Here is an 18,244-nt window from a genome sequence, read left to right as displayed (position 1 = left end):
GCCCCGATCCTGGCGGATCGGGGCGCGGCATGCGCGCGCCTGGGCGGCTCAGTCGTGGGCGTTGCGGGTTTCGAGCCAGACCAGTGTGTCGTGCCGCAGGGCGCGGACACATTGCGCCAGGAAGGCATGCACCACTTCCAGCTCGCCGGCGTCGTAGCGCCGGGCCATCAACACCACCGCCTCGGCCACCCACTGGCGTTCCTGGGCCAGTTGCTGGCATTGCTCCTCGACCGGCCGGATCACGATCATGCGGCGATCCAGCGGATGGCGGCCGCGTTGCACATAGCCGGCCGCCTCCAGGCGGTTGATCAAGGCGGTGGCGCCGCCGGAGCTGATGCCCATCAGCTGGGCCAGTTGCCCGGTGGGCAGGGCATCGAACTCCATCACCAGTTCCAGCGCTTTCAGATCCGCCAGGGGGATACCCAGTTTCTCCGCCAGGGCCGACTGGCACGCCGCGTTGTACACGGCGAACTGCCGGCCCAGCATCAGGGCGATATCGTCAAGCATTCCGGGACGCAGGTCACTATTGCGGGATTCAGGCATCACGGTCACATGCTCGTGGTGGACGATGGTTTCTTGTTGCAGCATGGCGTCGCTCCCTCACGGATCCCGTCGATTACTTCTTGGCGGTCAGGCCGCCGAGCAGGCCGCCCAGCAAGCCGCCGTTGGTGGTGCCTCCGGTGCTGGCGCTGCCGCTGACGCCGGCCGTCACGCCGCCCAGCAGGCCGCCGAGCAGGCCGCCGTTGCTGGCCGTGCCCGTGGCGCCGCCACCGGCGCTGGCGCCCGCGCCCGCGCTGGCCGTCGCGCCGCCCGTCAGGCCGCCCAGCAAGCCGCCCAGCAGGCCCCCGTTGGCGCCCGTGGCGCCGCCGGCCGTGCCGCCGGTGGCGCCGGTCACGCCGCCCAGCAAGCCGCCCAGCAGGCCGCCGTTGGCGCCCGCGGCGCCGCCGGCCGTGCCACCGGTGGCGCCGGTCACGCCGCCCAGCAGGCCGCCCAGCAAGCCGCCGTTGGCCGCGCCGCCCGTGGCCCCGCCCAGGTTGCCGGTCACGCCGCCGAGCAGGCCGGTCACCGGAGCCAGCAGGCCGCCGTTACCGCCCGCCGCGCCGCCGGTCACGCCACCCAGGATGCCGGTGATCGGGCTGAGCAGGCCGCCGTTGTTGCCGCCCACCGCGCCGCCCAGGCCCAGGCCACTGGTCAGGGAGGCGACCGCGCCGGTGGCATTGGCCAGCGTGTTGCCGAGCGGGTTGGTGTTGCCGGGCGTGGCATTCAACAGGCCGCCGGCACTGCTGACCGCGCCGCCCAGGCCTTGCAGCACGCCATTCAAACCGGCCACGTTGCCGCCGGGCAATTGCGTGCCCAGGTTGCTGACGGTGCCGCCCAGGGTGTTGAGCAGGCCGGCGACCGGCGCGCCCAGCTTGGTGGTGGCGCCCACTTGCTGGGTCAGGCCGACCACCGTGCCGGCCAGGGGGCTGGCCGTCGGGTCGAGCGCCGCGCCGATGCCCCCGAGGGTCGGTTGCAGGCCCAGCGGCAACACGTTGTCGACGGTCTTGCCGACGTTGCCGAGGGCCGGTTCGAGCAAAGGCTTGGACGGTCCGCCCAGCACGCCGCCGGTCACGCCGCCGACCAATTGGGTCACGGGGTTCAGCAGGCCGCCCTGGCCGGACAGGCCGGCGGTCAGGGCGCCCACCGCGTTGGTGGCATTGCCCAGCACCGTGGTCAGCGGTTGCGGATTCTTGGGATCGGCATTGAGCAGGCCGCCGGTGCTGGCGACCGTCTTGCCCAGGCCTTCGACCAGGCCGCCGACGCCGCTGCTCAGGCCGCCGGGCAGCCCGGTGCCCTTGACCGTGGTGCCCAGGTCCTGCACCAGTCCGCCGACCTGCTTGACGGTGCCGTCGACCGGTTGGCCCAGGCCGGTGGTGGCGCCGATCTCCTGAGTCAGGCCGACCACCGTATCGACCACCGGCTTGACGGTGGGATCCAGCGCCTTGCCGACGCCGCCCAGCGTGGTGCCCAGATTCAACGGCAGCGTATTGTCGACGGCGCCGCCGGTATTGCCGAGCGTGGTCTGCAGCAAGCCGGTCGTGACCGGATCGGTCGGGTTGTTCGGATTATTGGGGTTATTAGGGTTATTGGGATTGCTGGGGTTATTCGGACCGCCGGGATTGGTGGGAATATTCGTGCCGGGCAGGGAAGCCGAACTCTTGTGGCCACCACCACCGCCGCCGCATGCGGCCAGCGCGCTCATCAGAGCGGCCGCCATGACGGTGGAGGTCAGAATACGTTGTACGCGCTGCGTTTCAATCTTGGCATTCATGGCGAGCTCCTGTGGGGGAAGTGTCAGGCGTCGAAACTGCCCGATACATCCCTACATGCATAAACCGTGCCAATATTTTCCGAATGCCGTCCGGCAACGTGGCGGGGTATTTTTCTTTCCTTAAAAAATCCTTTTAAATCAATGTGTTATTTGTATATTAGAGGGTTTGTACCAATGTTTTGAATCCCCCATTTTTACGATCACGCCTGACCTGCGAATGTTACGCCGAAGGGGGTAACAGCCGTTACGTTACGGGCCACGTTACGTAACGCGGTGTATGGAACAGGCCAAAAAAAACGCCTGTCGAAACAGGCGTGGTGGCGGGCGGGTATATGGACCCCCAGGTATGGATGCCCAATCAGAATGCGTCGTAATACAGCGAGTAATTGGCGTTGAAGCGCAGGTCGCGGTCGTTGTTCACCGTCGCCGAACCGATAGGCTTGGCCACATTGAAATCGAACAGGTAGTACTTGTCGTCGGTAAAGCGCAGCCCCAGCGCCACCGAGGAGAGGTGACGCTGATTCAATTGCTGCAAGCCTGAATTGTTGTACCAGGTGCGCGCATAGTCGATCAGCGCGTAAGGCTGCACATTCGTCAGATATTCCCAGCCGATGCCGAAGCGGCGATTGACTTCGGCGGAAACCCCCACGCCCTTGTCGCCACTTTGCTCGCCTTGCGGATAGCCCATCGCGTAGCGCCAGCTGCCGTACGACACTTGCTCCGACGACGGCAGGATGTTGCTGGAATACTGGGCCGCGCCGGACAGGGTCAGGCCGAACTGGGCTGGCAGGGCGAAGGTCTGCTTGGCGTTCAGGTTGTAGCGCGTGAAATCCAGGTCGAGGACGGGAACGGCGGAATAGCCATAGTTGGTGCTGATCTCCTTCTTCGCGCCGGCCGCGTCGAAGCCCTTGGCCACGCCCAGCGTCACGTCGGTCGTCATGGATTCCGACACCTGGATATAGCGCATTTCGAGGTTGGCGGCGCGCACCTGCGAATCCTGCTGCAGCCAGCGATCGGAATTCTTGGCTTCGTAGCGATCCTTGGAGTTGGCGGCGTAGACGCCCAGCGTGCCGGTCAGCGAACGGGTGTTGTTCAACAGGAACGGATAGCTGACGCCGATGCCGATGCGGTCGTTCTTGACCCGACGATTGAAGCCCAGGTACTCGATCGCCTCGTCCTCGGGCCGCGCGTCATAGTGATAGCCGTCCACCTTGACGGCCAGGCCGTCGTTGCCCAGCGGCACGCGGATCTCGCCGGACACGTATTTGACGTCGTCGGTATTGAACGGGATCGACGCCGTCAGCTTGACCTGCTCGCCCAGCGGCGTGAGGCTGTTGGTGGCGGCGTTCACCAGGGGTTGCATGCCGGTGCCCAGGTCGGCCACGCCGCCGGTCAGGCTGACCGGCTGACGCGAGGCGGCCAGCACCAGTTCGGTGGCGCCGTCGGCGCGCCGCGGCAGGTCCAGCGAAGGCGTGAACTTCACGCCCGGCACGGTCCGCATCAGGTTCAGCACGCGCTCCAGCGTGGCCTGCTTCAGCGGTTTCTCCTGCTTGAGCGGCTCGGCCAACGATTCCAGCCGGTCCTGGGCGTTGCCGATATCGCCTTCGATGCGCACCGTGCCGATATAGCCTTCGACCACGGTGACGACCACCAGCCCGTTGGCGAAGCTCTGGTTCTGGACCAGCGCGAACGACAGCGGATAGCCGCGGTCGCGGTACAACTGCGTGATCTTGTCGACCTGCTGCACCAGTTCGCCCAGGCTGATCTCCTTGCCCGAGAGCGGCGCGAGCAGGGCGGAGACCTCCTCGAACGGCATTTCGTGCACGCCCGTGACATCGAAATGCCGGGGCACGATGCGTTGCGCCAGCCGCGCCTGCAGCGCCAGTTGTTCCGGCGTGGCGGCCTGTACCACCGGGGGAGGCTGGGTGGCGCCGGGCGGCCGTTCGATCTGCGGCATGGCATCGACCGGATTGCCGCGCAAGGGGCCGTCGGCCCGCGCCGCGCCGACGGTGGCCAGCATGCAGAAAAGGGCAAGGGAAAGCGGACTTGCGGGAAGCGTACGTCTCATGCCTGGTGGTCTCTCGTTTGCCGCTGACGCCGTTTAAACAGGCCGAAGATAAATACCTGAATAAGGGCGTGACTGAATGGGGCCGCTTTATAAGGAGTTAAACCGTGCGCGTCGTTCAGGCGGTATGTTGCCAGCGCGGCAAGCCAATGACAAATTATTTCATTGTGACTGGCCGGAAACGTGGATATAACAACAGCGCGCAATGAAAGGCAATCCGGACGGCGCCTGATCGAGGGTTTTCCGGGGTATTTGAAAATGAAGCTGGCTAATTTCCGGGTATTCGTTACAAGTAAGCTGTCGCAGCATTGCGAATACTGGTATAAACCCTGATGTGTATTAATTGTTAATAGATAAGACTATATAAACGTTTCAAAACACATCGGGTTTACAGGCTTTCGGGAGTCCGCAAGATGGACCAGGATGACCGCCACAGAATCGTCGTATGCCGGCCCGCGAGATGCGTCTGCCGGCGGCCGGCTCACAGGGGCCGCGCATGAACCCGGGCGATATCGTTCCGCTGTCGTTCCATGCCGGGCTGGCGGCGCTGTCGTTCCTGATCGCGGTCCTCGGCTCCTACGTCGCCTTGCTGGCCGCGGTGGGCATCCGGGCGGAAACGCGGGACGGCGAGATCCGCATCGGTTACATCATCATCGGCGCGCTGGCGATGGGCGGGGTGGGTATCTGGAGCATGCATTTCATCGGCATGCAGGCGCAGCAGCTGCCGTTCGAGGTGGGTTACCAGACGGGATTGACGGCGCTCAGTTTCCTGGTGGCCGCCGGTTTTTCCGGCTGGGCCTTCTGGTATGTCGGCCGCGACCGTTTCACATTTATGCGCTGCCTGGTGGGCGGCCTGGCCGCCGGTCTCGGCGTGGCGGCCATGCATTATGTGGGCATCAGCGCCATGCGCATGCCGGCGGTATTCATGTGGAATCTGCCGATGGTGGTTTTATCGGTGCTCATAGCGGTTATTGCCGCGTCAGCCGCACTGTGGCTGGCCTTCAACACGCAGAATGAGTTTCAGCGCGCCGCCGCGGCCATTTTGATGGCGGTGGCGGTGTGCGGCATGCATTACACGGGCGTGGCGGCCGGCACGGTGGTCTGCACCACGCCGCGCGAATTCTCCAGCATGCAGATCGGCGGGGTGATGCTGCCGTATATCGCGTTCGCGCTGTCGGCGGTCATGCTGCTGGTGATGCGTTGGCATTTGCAGCGGGCCTCGCGCCGTTTCCGCGCGCGCCTTGCGCAACGTATCGATTCGATCATTGAATCGGCGCCGGCGGTGGAGGGGGGCAGGGCGCCCGGCTCCACGCTGGGGCCGGGTTGAGGGTGAGTCAAGGGCCTTTGCGGCCTGAGTACCCCGGAAGCGCGCGGGCGTGGAACATGCCAGCGCGCCGGTTGCACCGGGTTTAGGGGGCCAGCGCCGCCCCGCGGCATGGCTCGATTATCAAGCGAGACCTCAGGAGCTCGACATGAAAGCGAAACTTGCGCAGTTCTGGAACGAAGAAGAAGGCATCACCGCCCTGGAATACGGCCTGATCGCGGGCACCATCGCGGTGGCGCTGGTAGCGGCTTTGGCGACATTCACGGGCGCGCTCGGCGACCTGTTCACGTCGCTGCAAGCAAAGCTGGCCGCCGCGTCCACGTGAGGCCGAAGGCCCCGGCCGATCCGACGGGCCTGGTCCCAGCCAGGCATGCGCGGAAGGCCGGGTCCCCGCCCCGCCTGGCGCGGAGCTGATGTTGGCAACACTTCCCGCGCGACGATTTCGGGCGGTTGTGGATTGACGGCGTTGCGCGCATCGGCTCCCGGAGGCCGCGCGACCATGTATTGCCGCATTGAAACCGAAACCGTCGGAAGGTCCTGCCTTGTATCCAGGGGAAGTGCTGTGGTGGCTGTTGTTCGCATGCTGGAATCTGGTGTTGATATACACCGATCTGCGCTATCGCCGCGTACCCAACACGCTTATCGTCGCGGGCTTCGCGGGACAGGCGCTGTGGCTGCTGGCGGCATGGCTGGCGCCGGCATGGGGGTATCCGCCGCGCTGGGCCGGCTGGCCCATGGCATTGGCCGGATTCGCGCTGGCCTTGCCGTTCTTTCCGCTCTGGAGCCGGCGCCTGATGGGCGCGGGCGACGTCAAGGCGATCGCCATCCTCGGATTGCTGGCGGGCTTCGCGCCGCTGGTGATGACGTTGGTGGCCGCCAGCCTGCTGGCCGGCCTGCATGCCTTGTCGTACCTGTTTCTTTCCCGAAGCCGGGCGCTGCCGCTTCGGGCCCGCCAGACGCCGTACGGCGCCTATCTGGGCGTTGCCGCGCTCAGCGTGGCGCTTATTCCCTTGAATTCGGCCTGGTATTCGTGGTGTTTTTCCTGGTGTTCTACGCGATCCTGACGTACGCACTGGTCTTCACCGCCCAGCATTCAGTCACCCTGGCGGCGCAGGACGGCGCCCGCAAGGTCCTGCAGTGGCAGCCGGGCGCCGCGTCCCTTGCAGTGCGCGCCAATGCCGGCCGCGATACGGCGCTGGATCGTTCGGGCTGGATCACCGCCATGTCCTCGGCCGCGGTGGCGGTGGCGGTGTGCGGCCCCGGCGGCACGCTCAGCAGCACCGGCGGGGGCACCTGCAGCGGCTTGCCGTTGAGCGCCGACCAGATCGAAGTCACGGTCAGCTACCCCTATGGCGCCAACCCGCTGATCCCCAATCTGCCGTTGCTGGCCCAGGCCCTGATGCCGCCTTCGAGTGTGTTGACGGCCCGCGCCACGGTCCACCTGGGCAATGCGCTGGACGGGAGCAATTGACATGGACAGGCACCGCGATCCCGATGAGCCCCGCGGCCGCCGGCGTGTCCAACGCGGCATCGCCACGCTCGAGTTTTCGCTGACGGTGACCATGCTGCTGATGTTCGTCTGCGCCGTGGTCGGCTATGGCGTGCTGTTCTGGATGCAGCAGCAATTGGCATCTGCCGCGTCCGAAGGCGCGCGCGCGGCGGTCCATGCGCGCTTTGCCGGCCAGGCGGACGTGCCGACCGTGGCCTGTGCGGCGGCGATGAGCGTGTTCGGCGCCGGATCGGCGGTGGCATGCTCGACCACCAATGCGCAATGTTCCTGGGAGGGGGCGGAGGGCAAGACGGCGACGTGCGCCACGGTCACCATGGCTTTCAAGGTGGACGACTGGCCGGTGCTGTCGACCTTCCAGGCCCTGATTGCCATGTTGCCCGGGACGGACAAGAACTGGATTCCGACCCGCCTGTCATCGAAGGCCATCGTGCAAATTTCGCAAGGGACACCATGAGCAGTCTGAGCAAGATCATCGCGGGTGTATTGCTGGCGGCGGGCCTGGTGCTGGCATTCGTGGCGTGGCGCCTGGCCTCGCAGCCTTCCCCCCCGCCACCGGCCCCGGCCAGCCCGGTCGCCACTCAGGCGAGCGCGCCGGCCGAGCCGCCGGCCAAGCGCTATCCGGTGGTGGTGGCTGCCGCCGCGATCCCGGCCGGCACCCGCATCGATGGCGCCAGGATGCTCAAGGTGGACCAATGGCAGGTGGCGCTGTCGGGCAGCTACAGCTCGCCCGCGCCGCTGCAGGGCGCCTATGCCCGCGTCGATATCGCCGCGGGCGATCCGCTGTTGCCCAGCATGCTGGCGCAGGGCCTGGGCCGCCAGCTCAAGCCGGGCGAACGCGCGGTGGCGATCGCGGTGGACGAAGTGGTGGGCGGCGGCAACCGCATCGCGCCGGGGGACCTGGTGGACGTGTTCTTCCTGCTGGAGAAGGGCGTCGAGATCCAGGCCGGACAGGCCCGGCTGCTGCAGTCGCGGGTGCGCGTGCTGGCCTATGGCACGGCGTCGGTGGACGGCCCCGAGGACAAAGGCACGCTGCCGGGCCCGCCGGGCCAGCCGGCCAGGACCGCGGTGCTGGCGGTGCCGGTCGAGCAGGTCAGCGAGTTGCTGTTGGCGGGCCGCTCCGGCCGCCTGCAACTGGCCTTGCGCCCGGTCGGCGATGACGGCGGGCCCGATACCCAGTTGTTCGCGCAGCGCGGCGCCGTGCTGCCGCCGCGGCCGGACCTGACACCCGAGCAGCGCGCCTTGCTGCAGAGCGGCCCGAACCGCGCCTACGCCGGCGAAAGCCTGGCGCAGCTCGAGGGCACGACGCAGGCGGCCAAGCCCGCGGCGGTCCGCGCCACCGGCGGTGGCGGCGGGCGCAGCGTCGAAATATTGCGAGGAGACAAATCCGAGCGCGTGCGCTATTGAAACGTGGCTGCGCGTGGCCAGGTGCCGCCCGCGGCTGGACCTAACCTGTCAAACCAGATCCAGCACAATGATGAGATTTCAGCGCACCACCCTGATCTGCGTCCTGTCGGCCGCAGCGGCAATGACCTGCGGCGCGGCCAGCCTGGCGCAGACCGCCCCCGCGGCGGGCGCCAGCGCGCCGGCCCGCGACATCGCGGTTGCCGTCAAGGGCCAACAGGCGCTCATGCTGGACGGCGCGCCGGTCCGCATCGCCATCGGCGATCCGGACGTCGCCGACGTCAAGGTGCTGGCGGCCTCGGGCAAGCGGCAGGCGTCGGTGCTGCTGTATGGCAAGAAGGCCGGCACCACCCAATTGCAGATCTGGACCGGCGCCAACGCCGCGCCGCAGGTCTGGACCGTGCGGGTGGCGGGCAACGTGCAGCAGGTCATGGCCGGACGGGGTGTCGCCGGCGGCGCCAACGTCGACGTGGCGGGCGAGCGCGCGGTGGTGTCGGGCCAGGCCGAATCGCCGTTGACGCACCAGGCCTCGGTGGCGGCGGCCGGCGCGGCGGTGGGCGACAAGAACGTGGTCGACGTATCGACCGCCGGCACCGGCGGCGTGGTGCAGGTGGAAGTCAAGGTGGTCGAGGTGTCGCGTTCGGTGATGAAGCAGGCCGGCATCAGTTTCGCCGGCCGCAGCGGCCCGTGGGGCAGTACCAATTCGATCACCCCGGACGGCTTCCCGGCGCCGCTCGGATTCAACAAGGGAGCGGCCCTGGCCTCGGGCTTTTCGCTGTTCTACGACTCCAATGACTTCAGCGCCCGCCTGCGCCTGCTGCAGAACAATGGCATGGCGCGCGTGCTGGCCGAGCCGACGCTGGTCGCCTTGACAGGCCAGAGCGCCAGCTTCCTGGCGGGCGGCGAGCTGCCGATTCCCGAGGCCGGCGGCCTGGGCACCACCACGGTGACGTTCAAGCCGTTCGGCATCGGCCTGACGGTGACGCCCACGGTGCTGTCGCGCGAGCGGATCGCGTTGAAGGTGGCGCCGGAAGCCAGCGAGCTGGACTACAGCAACGCCATCGCGGTGTCCAACGGCACCAATTCGACCACGCTGATCCCGGCCCTGCGCACGCGTCGCGCCGACACCACGGTCGAGTTGGGCGATGGCGAAAGCTTCGTGGTCAGCGGCCTGGTGTCGCGCCAGACCAGGGCGCTGGTCAACAAAGTGCCGATGCTGGGCGACCTGCCCATCATCGGCTCGTTTTTCCGCAGCGTCGATTACACCCAGGAGGATACCGAGCTGGTCATCGTGGTGACGCCGCGCCTGGTGCGGCCCATTGCGCGCGGCGTGACGTTGCCGTTGCCGGGGGCCAAACAGGAAGCGGCCGATACCGCGTTCAACGCTTGGGGCTATTACCTGATGGGCCCTGTCGGCGGGCAGCAAATGCCGGGTTTCTCACGGTGAGCGATATGAAGACACATGCCAGGGAGTGGGTTGGCTTGCAGAACGGCAACCGGTTTCTATTTTGTTCCAAGGGCGACGGCGTCGCCGCGCAGCTCGGGCAGGCGCTGGGCGACATGGGCCTGCTGACCCAGGAAGTGCCCGGCGTCGAAGAACTGGGCAGGCGCCTGGCCGAGATCGAACCCCAGGTGGTGTTCCTGGATTTCACCTTGAGCGAGGACGAGCCGGGCAAGCTGTTCAAGTCGGCCGAACTGGCGCGCCTGCTGGCCCGCATCGCGCCGGCGATTCCGCGGGTCGCGGTCGGCCTGCTGAGCCAGCCGGAAGGCGCCATCGCGGCCCTGCGTGCCGGCGTCAGCGATTTCGTCGACCCGACCGTGGCGCCGCAGGAGGTCAAGGACGTGGTGCAGCGGCTGCTGGACGTGCCGGCCAGCGGCGGCCGCATGGATGGCTCGCGCCGCAGCGTGCTGCTGCTGGGCGCGCGCCCGGGCGTGGGCACCAGTACCCTGGCGGTGCACCTGGCCGGCATGGTGCAGGACCGGCTCAAGCAGCAGCACCTGGCGCGCGCCGCGGCGGCGGGCGCCAAGGCCGCCAAGCCCGCGGCCGACGCCGGCAGCCATCTGCCGCTGAGCAGCCGGGTGGCCCTGATGGATCTGGGCTGGCCGGTGGGCGACTGCCAGCTGTACCTGAACATCGGCGGCGACTTCGACTTCGCCGAGGCCGCGCGCAACCTGCGGCGGCTCGACTCGACCTTGCTGGGTTCGGCCATGTCGCATACCCCCAACGGCCTGAGCGTGCTGGCGCTGCCGCGCGACCTGGGCCAGATGCGCGACGTGTCGCAATCGGATTCGCTGCTGGTGTTCGAGCGCATGCGCCAGCATTTCGGCGTGGTGGTGGCCGATTCGGGCGGCTTCACCAATCCCGAATTCGTGGCCGGCCTGGCGCGCGCCTCGCAGCAGAACTGGATCGTCACCGACCAGAGCGTGGGCGCGCTGGTGTCGCTGGCCGGGCTGCTGCAAGAGCTGGAGCAACTGCACGTGGAGCGGCGCAGCCTGGGCCTGATCGTCAACCGCTACGACGAGCGCTACGGCATGACGGCGCAGCAGATCGCCGAGCGCTTCCAGCTGGAGCTGGTCGGCACGCTGCCGGATCGCACGCTGGCGCTGATGGTGTGTACCAACCAGGGGCACTTGCTGCACGAGGAGGCCGAGCGCGACATCTACGTGCGCGCGGTGCAGGCGCTGGCCGAGAAGCTGAGCGCGGAAGAAAACACCCCCGGCGGCCGCGCGAGCTGGCTGGCCACCTGGCTGCCTGGCGTGCATCGCCGCATGGTGGTCGAGTAACGGACGGCGGCGGAAGCGACATGATCATGACAGCGACCATAGAATTCGGCGGCGATGGCGACAAGGGCTTCACATCGTCCAACCGCTTCCAGGAAGTGAAGACGGCGGCCTACGAGCACCTGCTCTCGCGCATCGAGGAGCTGGGCGCGGAGTTCGGCCGCTGGGCGCGTTCGGCGATCCAGGAATTCGTCGACATCGAGGTGGCCAGCTTCGTGCGCCTGCGCCGCGTGCCGATCAACGAAGGCGAGATGCGGCAGATCGCCGAGGCCCTGACCAAGGAATTGGCCGGCCTGGGGCCGCTGGAGGACCTGCTGGCCGACCCCGCGGTCGAGGACATCCTGATCAACGGCTACGACAACGTGTTCGTGTCGCGCCGCGGCGTGCTGGCGCGCGAGACGCTGCGCTTCACCGACAACCAGCACGTGCTGCGCATCGTGCGCCGCATCCTGGCGCCGATCGGCCGCCGGCTGGACGAGTCTAGTCCCATGGTGGACGCGCGCCTGCCCGACGGCGGCCGCCTGAACGTGGTGATCGAACCGCTGGCCGTGGACGGCCCGATGGTGTCGATCCGGAAATTCCGCCAGGACCCGCTCAAGCCGGCCGACCTGCTGACGCTGGGCACCTTCGACGAGGAAATCTACCGCCTGCTGAACGAGGCGGTGAAGAACCGCTGCAACATCCTGGTGTCCGGCGGCACCAGCTCGGGCAAGACTTCGCTCTTGAACGCGCTGGCCTTCTTCATCCCCGAGACCGAGCGCGTGGTGACGGTGGAGGACACCGCCGAACTGTCGCTGAACCACCCGCATGTGGTGCGGCTGGAATCGCGCCAGGGCGGCTTCGACGGCAGCGGCGCGGTCAGCATCCGCGAGCTGATCCGCAACAGCCTGCGGATGCGTCCCGACCGCGTGGTGGTGGGCGAGGTGCGCGGCGCCGAGGTCATGGACATGCTGCAGGCCATGAACACCGGCCACGAAGGCTCCATGGCCACGATCCACGCCAACTCGCCGCGCGAATGCCTGTACCGGATCGAGATGCTGGCGGGCTTCGCCGGCTTCCAGGGCAGCGAGGACAGCCTGCGGCGCCAGATCGCCAGCGCGCTCGACTTCATCGTGCAGATCGGCCGCCTGTCCAACGGCAAGCGCCGGGTGCTGTCGGTGACCGAGGTAACCGGCATGGGCGACAACGTGATCTCGACCCAGGAACTGTACCGCCACGAAGCCTTCGCCACGCCCGAGGGCGAGGAGAAGGACCGCTGGAACTGGCTCGGCATCCATCCGCACACCCCCAAGCTGGCCAGGCTGCGCAATGAACAGCGGCCTGTCGACAACGCGCCGCCCGAACCCGACGGCGGCGGCTTCTGGAGCAGGAGACGCTGATGCTGCAAGCCGGGGTGGTCGCGGGTCTGGCGCTGGTGCTGGCCTTGGCGGCGGTGCTGCTGTGGCGCCACGCCAACAGCGGCCAGCGGCGGGCCGCCAGTTCCGCGTTCCTGGAAGACCAGTTGCGGCGCAGCCGCGGCGCGCCGGTGAGCGACAAGATGCCTTTCGCGCAGGGTTCGCGCGCCCTGCGCAGCGGCTTTTCGCGCTGGGACATGCTGCTGCTGCAGGGCGGCGTGCGCCAGAGCCCGGCCTTCTACGCCAGGCTGGCGCTGCCGATCCTGGCCGGCGCGCTGCTGGCCTGGACGTTGCTGGGCTGGCTGTCCGGGCTGGTGACGCTGGTGCTGCTGGCGGTGTTCGCCTATTTCCTGCTATGGCTGCGCGCCGACCGGCGCCAACGCCGGCGGGTGTCGCAACTGCCGGCTTTCCTGGACAACATCGTGCGCCTGGTCACCATCGGCAACAGCATGGCGGCGGCCTTCCAGACCGCGGCGGCCAGCACCGACGAGCCGCTGCGCGAAGTGGTCGAGACCGCGGCCGCGCTGAGCCGCTCGGCCAAGGAACTGGACGCCGCGCTGGTGCAGGTTTCGCGCCAGTACGACATGAAGGAGCTCTACATGGTGGCGGCGGTGGTCTCGGTGGCGCTGCGCTTTGGCGGCCGCAGCGACCAGGTGCTCGAACGCATGGCGGCGTTCATGCGCGATATCGGGCAGGCGCGCGCCGAACTGTCGGCCAGCTCGGCCGAGATCCGGCTGTCGGCCTGGATCCTGGCGCTGCTGCCGCTGGGCATCGCCGGCTTCATCATGGTGGCCAACAATGACCTCTTCATGGGCCTGTGGGTCGACCCGCTGGGCTTCAAGATGCTGCTGACGGCGGTCTGCCTGCAGGTGGCCGGCTCGTACATCCTGTATCGCATGGCCAAGGCCATCTGAGGGCGCTCCCATGCAAGCGATCCAATCCTGGAATGTCTCGACCGTGCTGGCGGTGGCGCTGATGCTGGTCGCCGCCGCCATGCTGATCCTGGGCCTGAGCCTGGCGCGGCGCCTGCGCGGGCAGGACCGCAGCCGCCAGGTGGTGGACCAGGCCCTGGCCACGCGCGAGGGCCGCGTCCCGGCTTTGGCCGCCGCGCCGGCCGACGGCGCGCAGGGCGGACGCCTGGCGGCGGCCACGCGCGCCGCCGACTCGTTCGGCAAGCGCCTGAGCGAAGGCCGTTTCGCCGAGGCCCTGCTGGCTGGCGAGGACCGCAAGCTGGTGGACCTGGCGGGCTACGAGAACCCGGGCACGGCGCGGCTGCGCTTCATCGTGGCGCGCTTCACGCTGGCGCTGCTGCTGCCGGCGGCGGCGGTGGCGCTGGACCTGGGGCGCGGCATCGGCGGCTCGTCGCTGGGCCTGTTCGTGGCGGCGTTCTTCGGTTTCGCCATCGGCTACATGCTGCCCAAGTGGTTCGTGCGCAGGCGCGTGTCGCGGCGCCGGCGGCAGGCGGCCAACGAACTGCCGCTGCTGATCGACCTGCTGCGGCTGCTGCAGGGGGTGGGCCTGTCGATCGACCAGAGCCTGCAGGTGTTGATCAAGGAATTCGCCCAGGTGTTGCCGGTGCTGGCCTACGAGCTGCGGCTGGCGTCCGAACTGTATGTGCGCGGCCGCACCCGCGAGCAGTCGCTGGCGCGGCTGGCGGCGGGGTTCGACAACGACGACCTGTCGGCCATCTGCCGCCTGATCGCCCAGGTCGACCAGCACGGCGGCGCGGTGCAGGAACCGTTGAACCGTTTCGGCGAACGGCTGCGCGAGAAGCGCCGCCTCGAATTGAAGGAAAAGGTGGGCAAGACCACCGTCAAGATGACGGCGGTGATGATCGTGACCCTGCTGCCGGCATTGTTGATCGTGACCGGCGGCGCGGGCTTCGTGGCGGTATTGCGCGGCTTGTCGCGCATGGGGGGCATGTGATGGCGGGCGGCATGGGAAGGGCGCGTGGCAGCGCGCGGCGCGCGGGGCGTTGGATGCTGGTGGCGGCGCTGGCCGCGGGGACGGGGACGTTGGCGGGTTGCCAGACCAACAACGCCGAGACCGCCTGGCAGCTGATCCAGCAACAGCAGCAGGAGCAGGCGCTGATGCGCCAGCGCGAGGACGAGGCGGAGAACCGGCGCAAGCCGGCCGAGCCGGAAATGATGCTGTCCATGATCGCCGAATCGCAGCGCCAGGAGCGTTATTTCGCTTCGCTGGCATACATCGACGCGTTCCAGCAGAAGTTCGGCAACGATCCGCGCATCGCGGTGCTGCGCGCCGAAGCGCTGCGCCAGACCGGGCAGACCGCGTCGAGCGAACAGGCGTACCGCGCCTTGATCGGCACCGCGCAGGCGGCCGAGGGCTGGCACGGGCTCGGGCTGATCGCCGGTTCGCGCGGCCAGTTCGACCAGGCGGCCGATTATTTCGCGCGCGCCGCCAAGCTGTCGCCGATGGACCCGCGCATCCTGGGCGACCTGGGCTATGCGCGCCTGCGGGCCGGCGATCCGGCCGGCGCCCGCGTGCCGCTCGGCCAGGCCGCCGAACTGGCGCCGGACAGCGGCAAGGTGCTGGCCAACCTGGCCTTGCTGTTGCTGGTGGAAGGCGAACCGGCGCGGGCGCAGCAAGTCATGGACCGGGCCAAGCTCGGCGACGAGGCGCGCAGCCAGGTGCTGCGCCTGGCATCCGAGATCCGCAGCCAGGCGGCGGCGCCGGTGGCGGCCGCGCCGGCGGCCGATGCCGCGTCCACCCGCGTATCGCGCGGCGACAGTTTCGTGATGCCCGTCATGAGCCCCTTGATGGACAGGCTGGGCAACGGCCCGATCATGCGCTAGCGCGCTCTCAGGAACCACAACCATGTCCCGAACCCTTTTCCTCGCTCCGTTCTCCCTCGCGCTGGCCCTGGCGGCGGCCATGCCCGCGACCGGCCGCGCGCAATCGAACGCTCCCCTGACCGGCGCCATGAGCGGCGGCGGCGTGGCCCAGGCCACCCCGGTGCCCGCCACGGCGCCCACGGCCGCGCCGGCCGCGGCCGCGCAGATGCCGGCGCGGCCGGTGGTGCAGCAGGTGCAGACGCCGATGCCGCAGGCGGCTCCCCAGGCTGCCCCCGCCGAACCGGCGCCCGAGGCCTTTGGCGACATCACGCGCGGCCTGCTGGCCGCCCAGGCCGATGGCCGCCGCGCGGGCGCGGCGCTGCCGGTGCTGGGCGCGGTCTCCACCGCCGCCTGGAACCGCTACGTGAACAGCTTCACCCGGCCGATTCCCGAGTGGTTCACCAAGCGGGTGGAAACGGAAAACACCAACTGAGGCCGGTCCCACCGAATCCCGGAGCCGCGATCATGCCAGCCCATTCACGTCCTGCGTTTCCCGTGCGACAGCGTGGCAGCATGACCGTGGCCATCGTTTTCGCCGTCATCGTCGGCCTGGTGCTGCTGGGCGTGGCCCAGCTGGGCTATGCCTATTACATGAAGCGCGAGATACAAAAGGCCTCGGACCTGGCCGCGCTGTCGGCGGTGCAGGTGCTGGGCCTGGGCGCGCCGGCCGATTGCGCGCGGGCCCAGCAGGCCGGCAGGACGGCGGTGCTGGCCAACGTGCCCGCAATCCTCGACACGTTTTCCGCGGACGACGTCACCGTCGAATGCAAGGTGTGGGACAGCACGCGCGCCGACGCCAGCGGCATGTACGTGTTCGACCCGGCCGCCGGGCAGACGCCGAACGCGCTGCGCATCACGGTCAACAAGACTCTGAGCAGCCTGCTGCCGGACATCGTCGTCGACGGCGCGCCGGTCCGGGTGGTCTCGGTGGCGGTCAGCACGCGGCCGGTGGCCGTGTTCACGGTCGGCTCGCGCCTGGTGCGCCTGCAGAAGGGCGGCCTGCTGTCGCAGCTGCTGGCCACCGTCGGCGCCACGCCGGCGCAGCTGGACATTCTTGACGCCGCCGGCCTGGCGAGCGTCAACATCACGCCGTCCGGCCTGCTGGAAGCGCTGGGCCTGCCGGTGTCGGTGGCCACCGGCGTCGGCACGCCGGCGCAACTGGCCGCGCTCAACAACCTGACGCTGGGCCAGCTGTTGCAGGCCACGCTGACGGTCATGAACAAGGCCGGCGACACCGCCGGCGCCAGCCTCGGGCTGCTGACCAACGCCATCAACGTGGTGCTGAACGTGATGCCGGTGAACCTGCCGGTCAAGCTGTTCGGCGATGGCGGCGTGCTGGACCTGAATGTGGTCAGCGGCGACATCAACTCCGCGCTGCAGGCCAACATCAACGCGCTCAACGTGCTGGAGACGGCGCTGGTCATCGCCAATGGACAGAACCTGGTGAACCTCGGCCTGAACGTGCCGTTGCTGGGGGTGCAGTCGCAGGTGCGTATCGTCGAGCCGCCGTCCATCGGCGTGGGCGGCGTCGGCGCGCAGGCCACCAGCGCCGGCATCCGGGTCTATCTGCGCGCCAACACCAGCAACATTCCGCTGGTCGGCCCCTTGTTGGCCAACACGCTCGGCACCAAGATCGACCTGCCCATCATCATCGACGTGGCGCAGTCCACCGGCACCGTCTCCAAGCTGTGCCAGGCGCCGCTGACCGAGTCGCAGGCCACCATCGACGTGACTTCGTCCGTCGCCAGCATCTGCCTGGGGCGCTTTCCGGGCATGACCTCGGCGGTCGACAACGTGCAGGCCAATTTCCTGTCCATCACCAACAGCTGCCAGCCCAGTTCGTTCGCGGCGATCCAGCGTCACCAGGTGCTGAACGTGCTCGGCATCCTGCCGCTGACCAGCAAGGTCACGCTGCCGGTGTTCAACTCGGCCGCGCCCGTGTCGGTGACGCTGACCGAACCGCCGTCGCCCAATTCCACCGCCACCATCAACGCCACCTCGATCAATCTCGGAGCGCTGGCCTCGAACCTGGCCGACGCCGTGGTCGGCGGCATCCTCGGCGACCTGATCGGCACCGGCACGCCGCTCACGCCGGCGCAGCGCACCTCGCTGGCCACCACCCTGGTGGGCGGCGGCGGCTCCAATGCCGGCAAGTCCATCTCGCAGGTGGTCAACGATATGCAATGGTCCTCGACCGCGCTCAATCAACTGGGCCAGCGCATGTCCACCGGCGGGCTGACCGGGGTGCTGGGCGGCACGCTGCAACTGGTCGGCAATCTCCTCAATTCGCTGCTGCTGGCGCCGCTGAGCGACGTGACCTGCCTGTTGGGCCTCACGCCGGACGCCATCCGCCAATGCCGCGTCAACGCCGTCTCCACGCTGGCGCTGAGCGGCGGCAACCAGGTGGGCGGCGTGCTGTCGATCGTGGTGACGTTGCTGCAGCCGCTGCTGGGCATGCTGTCGAGCCTGTTGCAGCAGCTGTTGGACCTGCTTGGCCTGAGCGTCGGCCAAACCGATGTATCGCTGCTGTCGGTGGACTGCGGCAAGCCCCGTCTGGTGTACTGATGATGAAGCCCATGATTTTCGCCCAACCCCGGCCGGCG

The 18,244-nt window shown here is 68.4% G+C and carries 17 protein-coding genes; 14 read left to right on the top strand and 3 right to left on the bottom strand.

The genetic code is table 11. The annotated features are described in order from the left end of the window. Nucleotides 1–48: 48 nt before the first annotated feature. The 3 genes from ACVN9Z_RS27610 to ACVN9Z_RS27600 form a co-directional block, all read right to left on the bottom strand. Nucleotides 49–588 carry a MarR family winged helix-turn-helix transcriptional regulator gene (locus tag ACVN9Z_RS27610; protein ID WP_006387765.1) on the bottom strand — a complete coding sequence of 180 codons (540 nt, stop codon included), beginning with the start codon at nucleotides 586–588 and terminating at the stop codon, nucleotides 49–51. A gap of 28 nt (nucleotides 589–616) precedes the next feature. Next, nucleotides 617–2,311: a collagen-like triple helix repeat-containing protein gene (locus ACVN9Z_RS27605; RefSeq protein ID WP_054448474.1), complete on the bottom strand. Its 1,695-nt coding sequence runs from the start codon at nucleotides 2,309–2,311 to the stop codon at nucleotides 617–619. A 358-nt stretch (nucleotides 2,312–2,669) separates the two neighbouring features. Next, nucleotides 2,670–4,331, bottom strand: coding sequence for a ShlB/FhaC/HecB family hemolysin secretion/activation protein (locus ACVN9Z_RS27600; protein WP_458213527.1), 1,662 nt, complete (start codon nucleotides 4,329–4,331; stop codon nucleotides 2,670–2,672). Nucleotides 4,332–4,872: 541 nt separating this feature from the next. Here ACVN9Z_RS27600 and ACVN9Z_RS27595 point away from each other — a divergent pair. The 14 genes from ACVN9Z_RS27595 (at nucleotide 4,873) to ACVN9Z_RS27530 (ending at nucleotide 18,206) form a co-directional block, all read left to right on the top strand. Then, nucleotides 4,873–5,703, top strand: coding sequence for an MHYT domain-containing protein (locus ACVN9Z_RS27595; RefSeq protein WP_054443947.1), 831 nt, complete (start codon nucleotides 4,873–4,875; stop codon nucleotides 5,701–5,703). 145 nt (nucleotides 5,704–5,848) lie between these two features. Next, a complete protein-coding gene (locus ACVN9Z_RS27590) occupies nucleotides 5,849–6,025 on the top strand; it encodes a Flp family type IVb pilin (protein ID WP_006387769.1) in 177 nt (58 codons plus the stop codon). A gap of 271 nt (nucleotides 6,026–6,296) precedes the next feature. Beyond that, entirely contained in the window at nucleotides 6,297–6,764 is a 468-nt protein-coding gene (locus ACVN9Z_RS27585) for an A24 family peptidase (RefSeq protein WP_233639206.1), read from the top strand. After that, nucleotides 6,731–7,171 carry a TadE/TadG family type IV pilus assembly protein gene (locus tag ACVN9Z_RS27580; RefSeq protein WP_006387771.1) on the top strand — a complete coding sequence of 147 codons (441 nt, stop codon included), beginning with the start codon at nucleotides 6,731–6,733 and terminating at the stop codon, nucleotides 7,169–7,171. Before ACVN9Z_RS27585 ends, ACVN9Z_RS27580 begins: the two co-directional genes overlap by 34 nt. Nucleotide 7,172: 1 nt before the next feature. Continuing rightward, nucleotides 7,173–7,664 (top strand): TadE/TadG family type IV pilus assembly protein, encoded by a 492-nt coding sequence (locus tag ACVN9Z_RS27575; protein ID WP_006387772.1) that lies wholly within the window; start codon nucleotides 7,173–7,175, stop codon nucleotides 7,662–7,664. Then, nucleotides 7,661–8,614 (top strand): Flp pilus assembly protein CpaB, encoded by a 954-nt coding sequence (cpaB, locus tag ACVN9Z_RS27570; protein WP_054513884.1) that lies wholly within the window; start codon nucleotides 7,661–7,663, stop codon nucleotides 8,612–8,614. The genes ACVN9Z_RS27575 and cpaB overlap by 4 nt, the downstream gene beginning before the upstream one ends. 67 nt (nucleotides 8,615–8,681) lie before the next feature. Next, a complete protein-coding gene (locus tag ACVN9Z_RS27565; protein WP_020928805.1) occupies nucleotides 8,682–10,058 on the top strand; it encodes a type II and III secretion system protein family protein in 1,377 nt (458 codons plus the stop codon). Then, nucleotides 10,055–11,395, top strand: a complete 1,341-nt coding sequence (locus tag ACVN9Z_RS27560; protein WP_026385120.1) for a MinD/ParA family protein — start codon at nucleotides 10,055–10,057, stop codon at nucleotides 11,393–11,395. The genes ACVN9Z_RS27565 and ACVN9Z_RS27560 overlap by 4 nt, the downstream gene beginning before the upstream one ends. 20 nt (nucleotides 11,396–11,415) lie before the next feature. After that, on the top strand, nucleotides 11,416–12,771 hold the full coding sequence (locus ACVN9Z_RS27555; protein WP_006387776.1) for a CpaF family protein: 1,356 nt from the start codon (nucleotides 11,416–11,418) through the stop codon (nucleotides 12,769–12,771). Beyond that, nucleotides 12,771–13,700 (top strand): type II secretion system F family protein, encoded by a 930-nt coding sequence (locus ACVN9Z_RS27550; RefSeq protein ID WP_020928803.1) that lies wholly within the window; start codon nucleotides 12,771–12,773, stop codon nucleotides 13,698–13,700. The genes ACVN9Z_RS27555 and ACVN9Z_RS27550 overlap by 1 nt, the downstream gene beginning before the upstream one ends. Nucleotides 13,701–13,710: 10 nt before the next feature. Then, entirely contained in the window at nucleotides 13,711–14,712 is a 1,002-nt protein-coding gene (locus tag ACVN9Z_RS27545; protein WP_024069805.1) for a type II secretion system F family protein, read from the top strand. A gap of 11 nt (nucleotides 14,713–14,723) precedes the next feature. After that, on the top strand, nucleotides 14,724–15,602 hold the full coding sequence (locus tag ACVN9Z_RS27540; RefSeq protein ID WP_035183272.1) for a tetratricopeptide repeat protein: 879 nt from the start codon (nucleotides 14,724–14,726) through the stop codon (nucleotides 15,600–15,602). A gap of 22 nt (nucleotides 15,603–15,624) precedes the next feature. Next, complete coding sequence (locus ACVN9Z_RS27535; protein ID WP_020928800.1) at nucleotides 15,625–16,074, top strand: DUF3613 domain-containing protein; 450 nt, start codon at nucleotides 15,625–15,627, stop codon at nucleotides 16,072–16,074. 32 nt (nucleotides 16,075–16,106) lie between these two features. After that, nucleotides 16,107–18,206 carry a pilus assembly protein TadG-related protein gene (locus ACVN9Z_RS27530; RefSeq protein WP_458212879.1) on the top strand — a complete coding sequence of 700 codons (2,100 nt, stop codon included), beginning with the start codon at nucleotides 16,107–16,109 and terminating at the stop codon, nucleotides 18,204–18,206. Nucleotides 18,207–18,244: the final 38 nt, after the last annotated feature.

The organism is Achromobacter sp. KK8 (genome assembly GCF_054188005.1).
Note: the sequence above shows the minus strand (reverse complement) of the source record. Positions and strands in the feature narration are given on the sequence as shown.

Excerpts from the sequence above, each read along its gene's own strand:
- ACVN9Z_RS27610 (WP_006387765.1), bottom strand. The coding sequence starts at position 588 with ATGCTGCAACAAGAAACCATCGTCCACCACGAGCATGTGACCGTGATG.
- ACVN9Z_RS27605 (WP_054448474.1), bottom strand. The coding sequence starts at position 2,311 with ATGAATGCCAAGATTGAAACGCAGCGCGTACAACGTATTCTGACCTCC.
- ACVN9Z_RS27600 (WP_458213527.1), bottom strand. The coding sequence starts at position 4,331 with ATGCTGGCCACCGTCGGCGCGGCGCGGGCCGACGGCCCCTTGCGCGGC.
- ACVN9Z_RS27595 (WP_054443947.1), top strand. The coding sequence starts at position 4,873 with ATGAACCCGGGCGATATCGTTCCGCTGTCGTTCCATGCCGGGCTGGCG.
- ACVN9Z_RS27590 (WP_006387769.1), top strand. The coding sequence starts at position 5,849 with ATGAAAGCGAAACTTGCGCAGTTCTGGAACGAAGAAGAAGGCATCACC.
- ACVN9Z_RS27575 (WP_006387772.1), top strand. The coding sequence starts at position 7,173 with ATGGACAGGCACCGCGATCCCGATGAGCCCCGCGGCCGCCGGCGTGTC.
- cpaB (WP_054513884.1), top strand. The coding sequence starts at position 7,661 with ATGAGCAGTCTGAGCAAGATCATCGCGGGTGTATTGCTGGCGGCGGGC.
- ACVN9Z_RS27565 (WP_020928805.1), top strand. The coding sequence starts at position 8,682 with ATGATGAGATTTCAGCGCACCACCCTGATCTGCGTCCTGTCGGCCGCA.
- ACVN9Z_RS27555 (WP_006387776.1), top strand. The coding sequence starts at position 11,416 with ATGATCATGACAGCGACCATAGAATTCGGCGGCGATGGCGACAAGGGC.
- ACVN9Z_RS27550 (WP_020928803.1), top strand. The coding sequence starts at position 12,771 with ATGCTGCAAGCCGGGGTGGTCGCGGGTCTGGCGCTGGTGCTGGCCTTG.
- ACVN9Z_RS27545 (WP_024069805.1), top strand. The coding sequence starts at position 13,711 with ATGCAAGCGATCCAATCCTGGAATGTCTCGACCGTGCTGGCGGTGGCG.
- ACVN9Z_RS27540 (WP_035183272.1), top strand. The coding sequence starts at position 14,724 with ATGGGAAGGGCGCGTGGCAGCGCGCGGCGCGCGGGGCGTTGGATGCTG.
- ACVN9Z_RS27535 (WP_020928800.1), top strand. The coding sequence starts at position 15,625 with ATGTCCCGAACCCTTTTCCTCGCTCCGTTCTCCCTCGCGCTGGCCCTG.
- ACVN9Z_RS27530 (WP_458212879.1), top strand. The coding sequence starts at position 16,107 with ATGCCAGCCCATTCACGTCCTGCGTTTCCCGTGCGACAGCGTGGCAGC.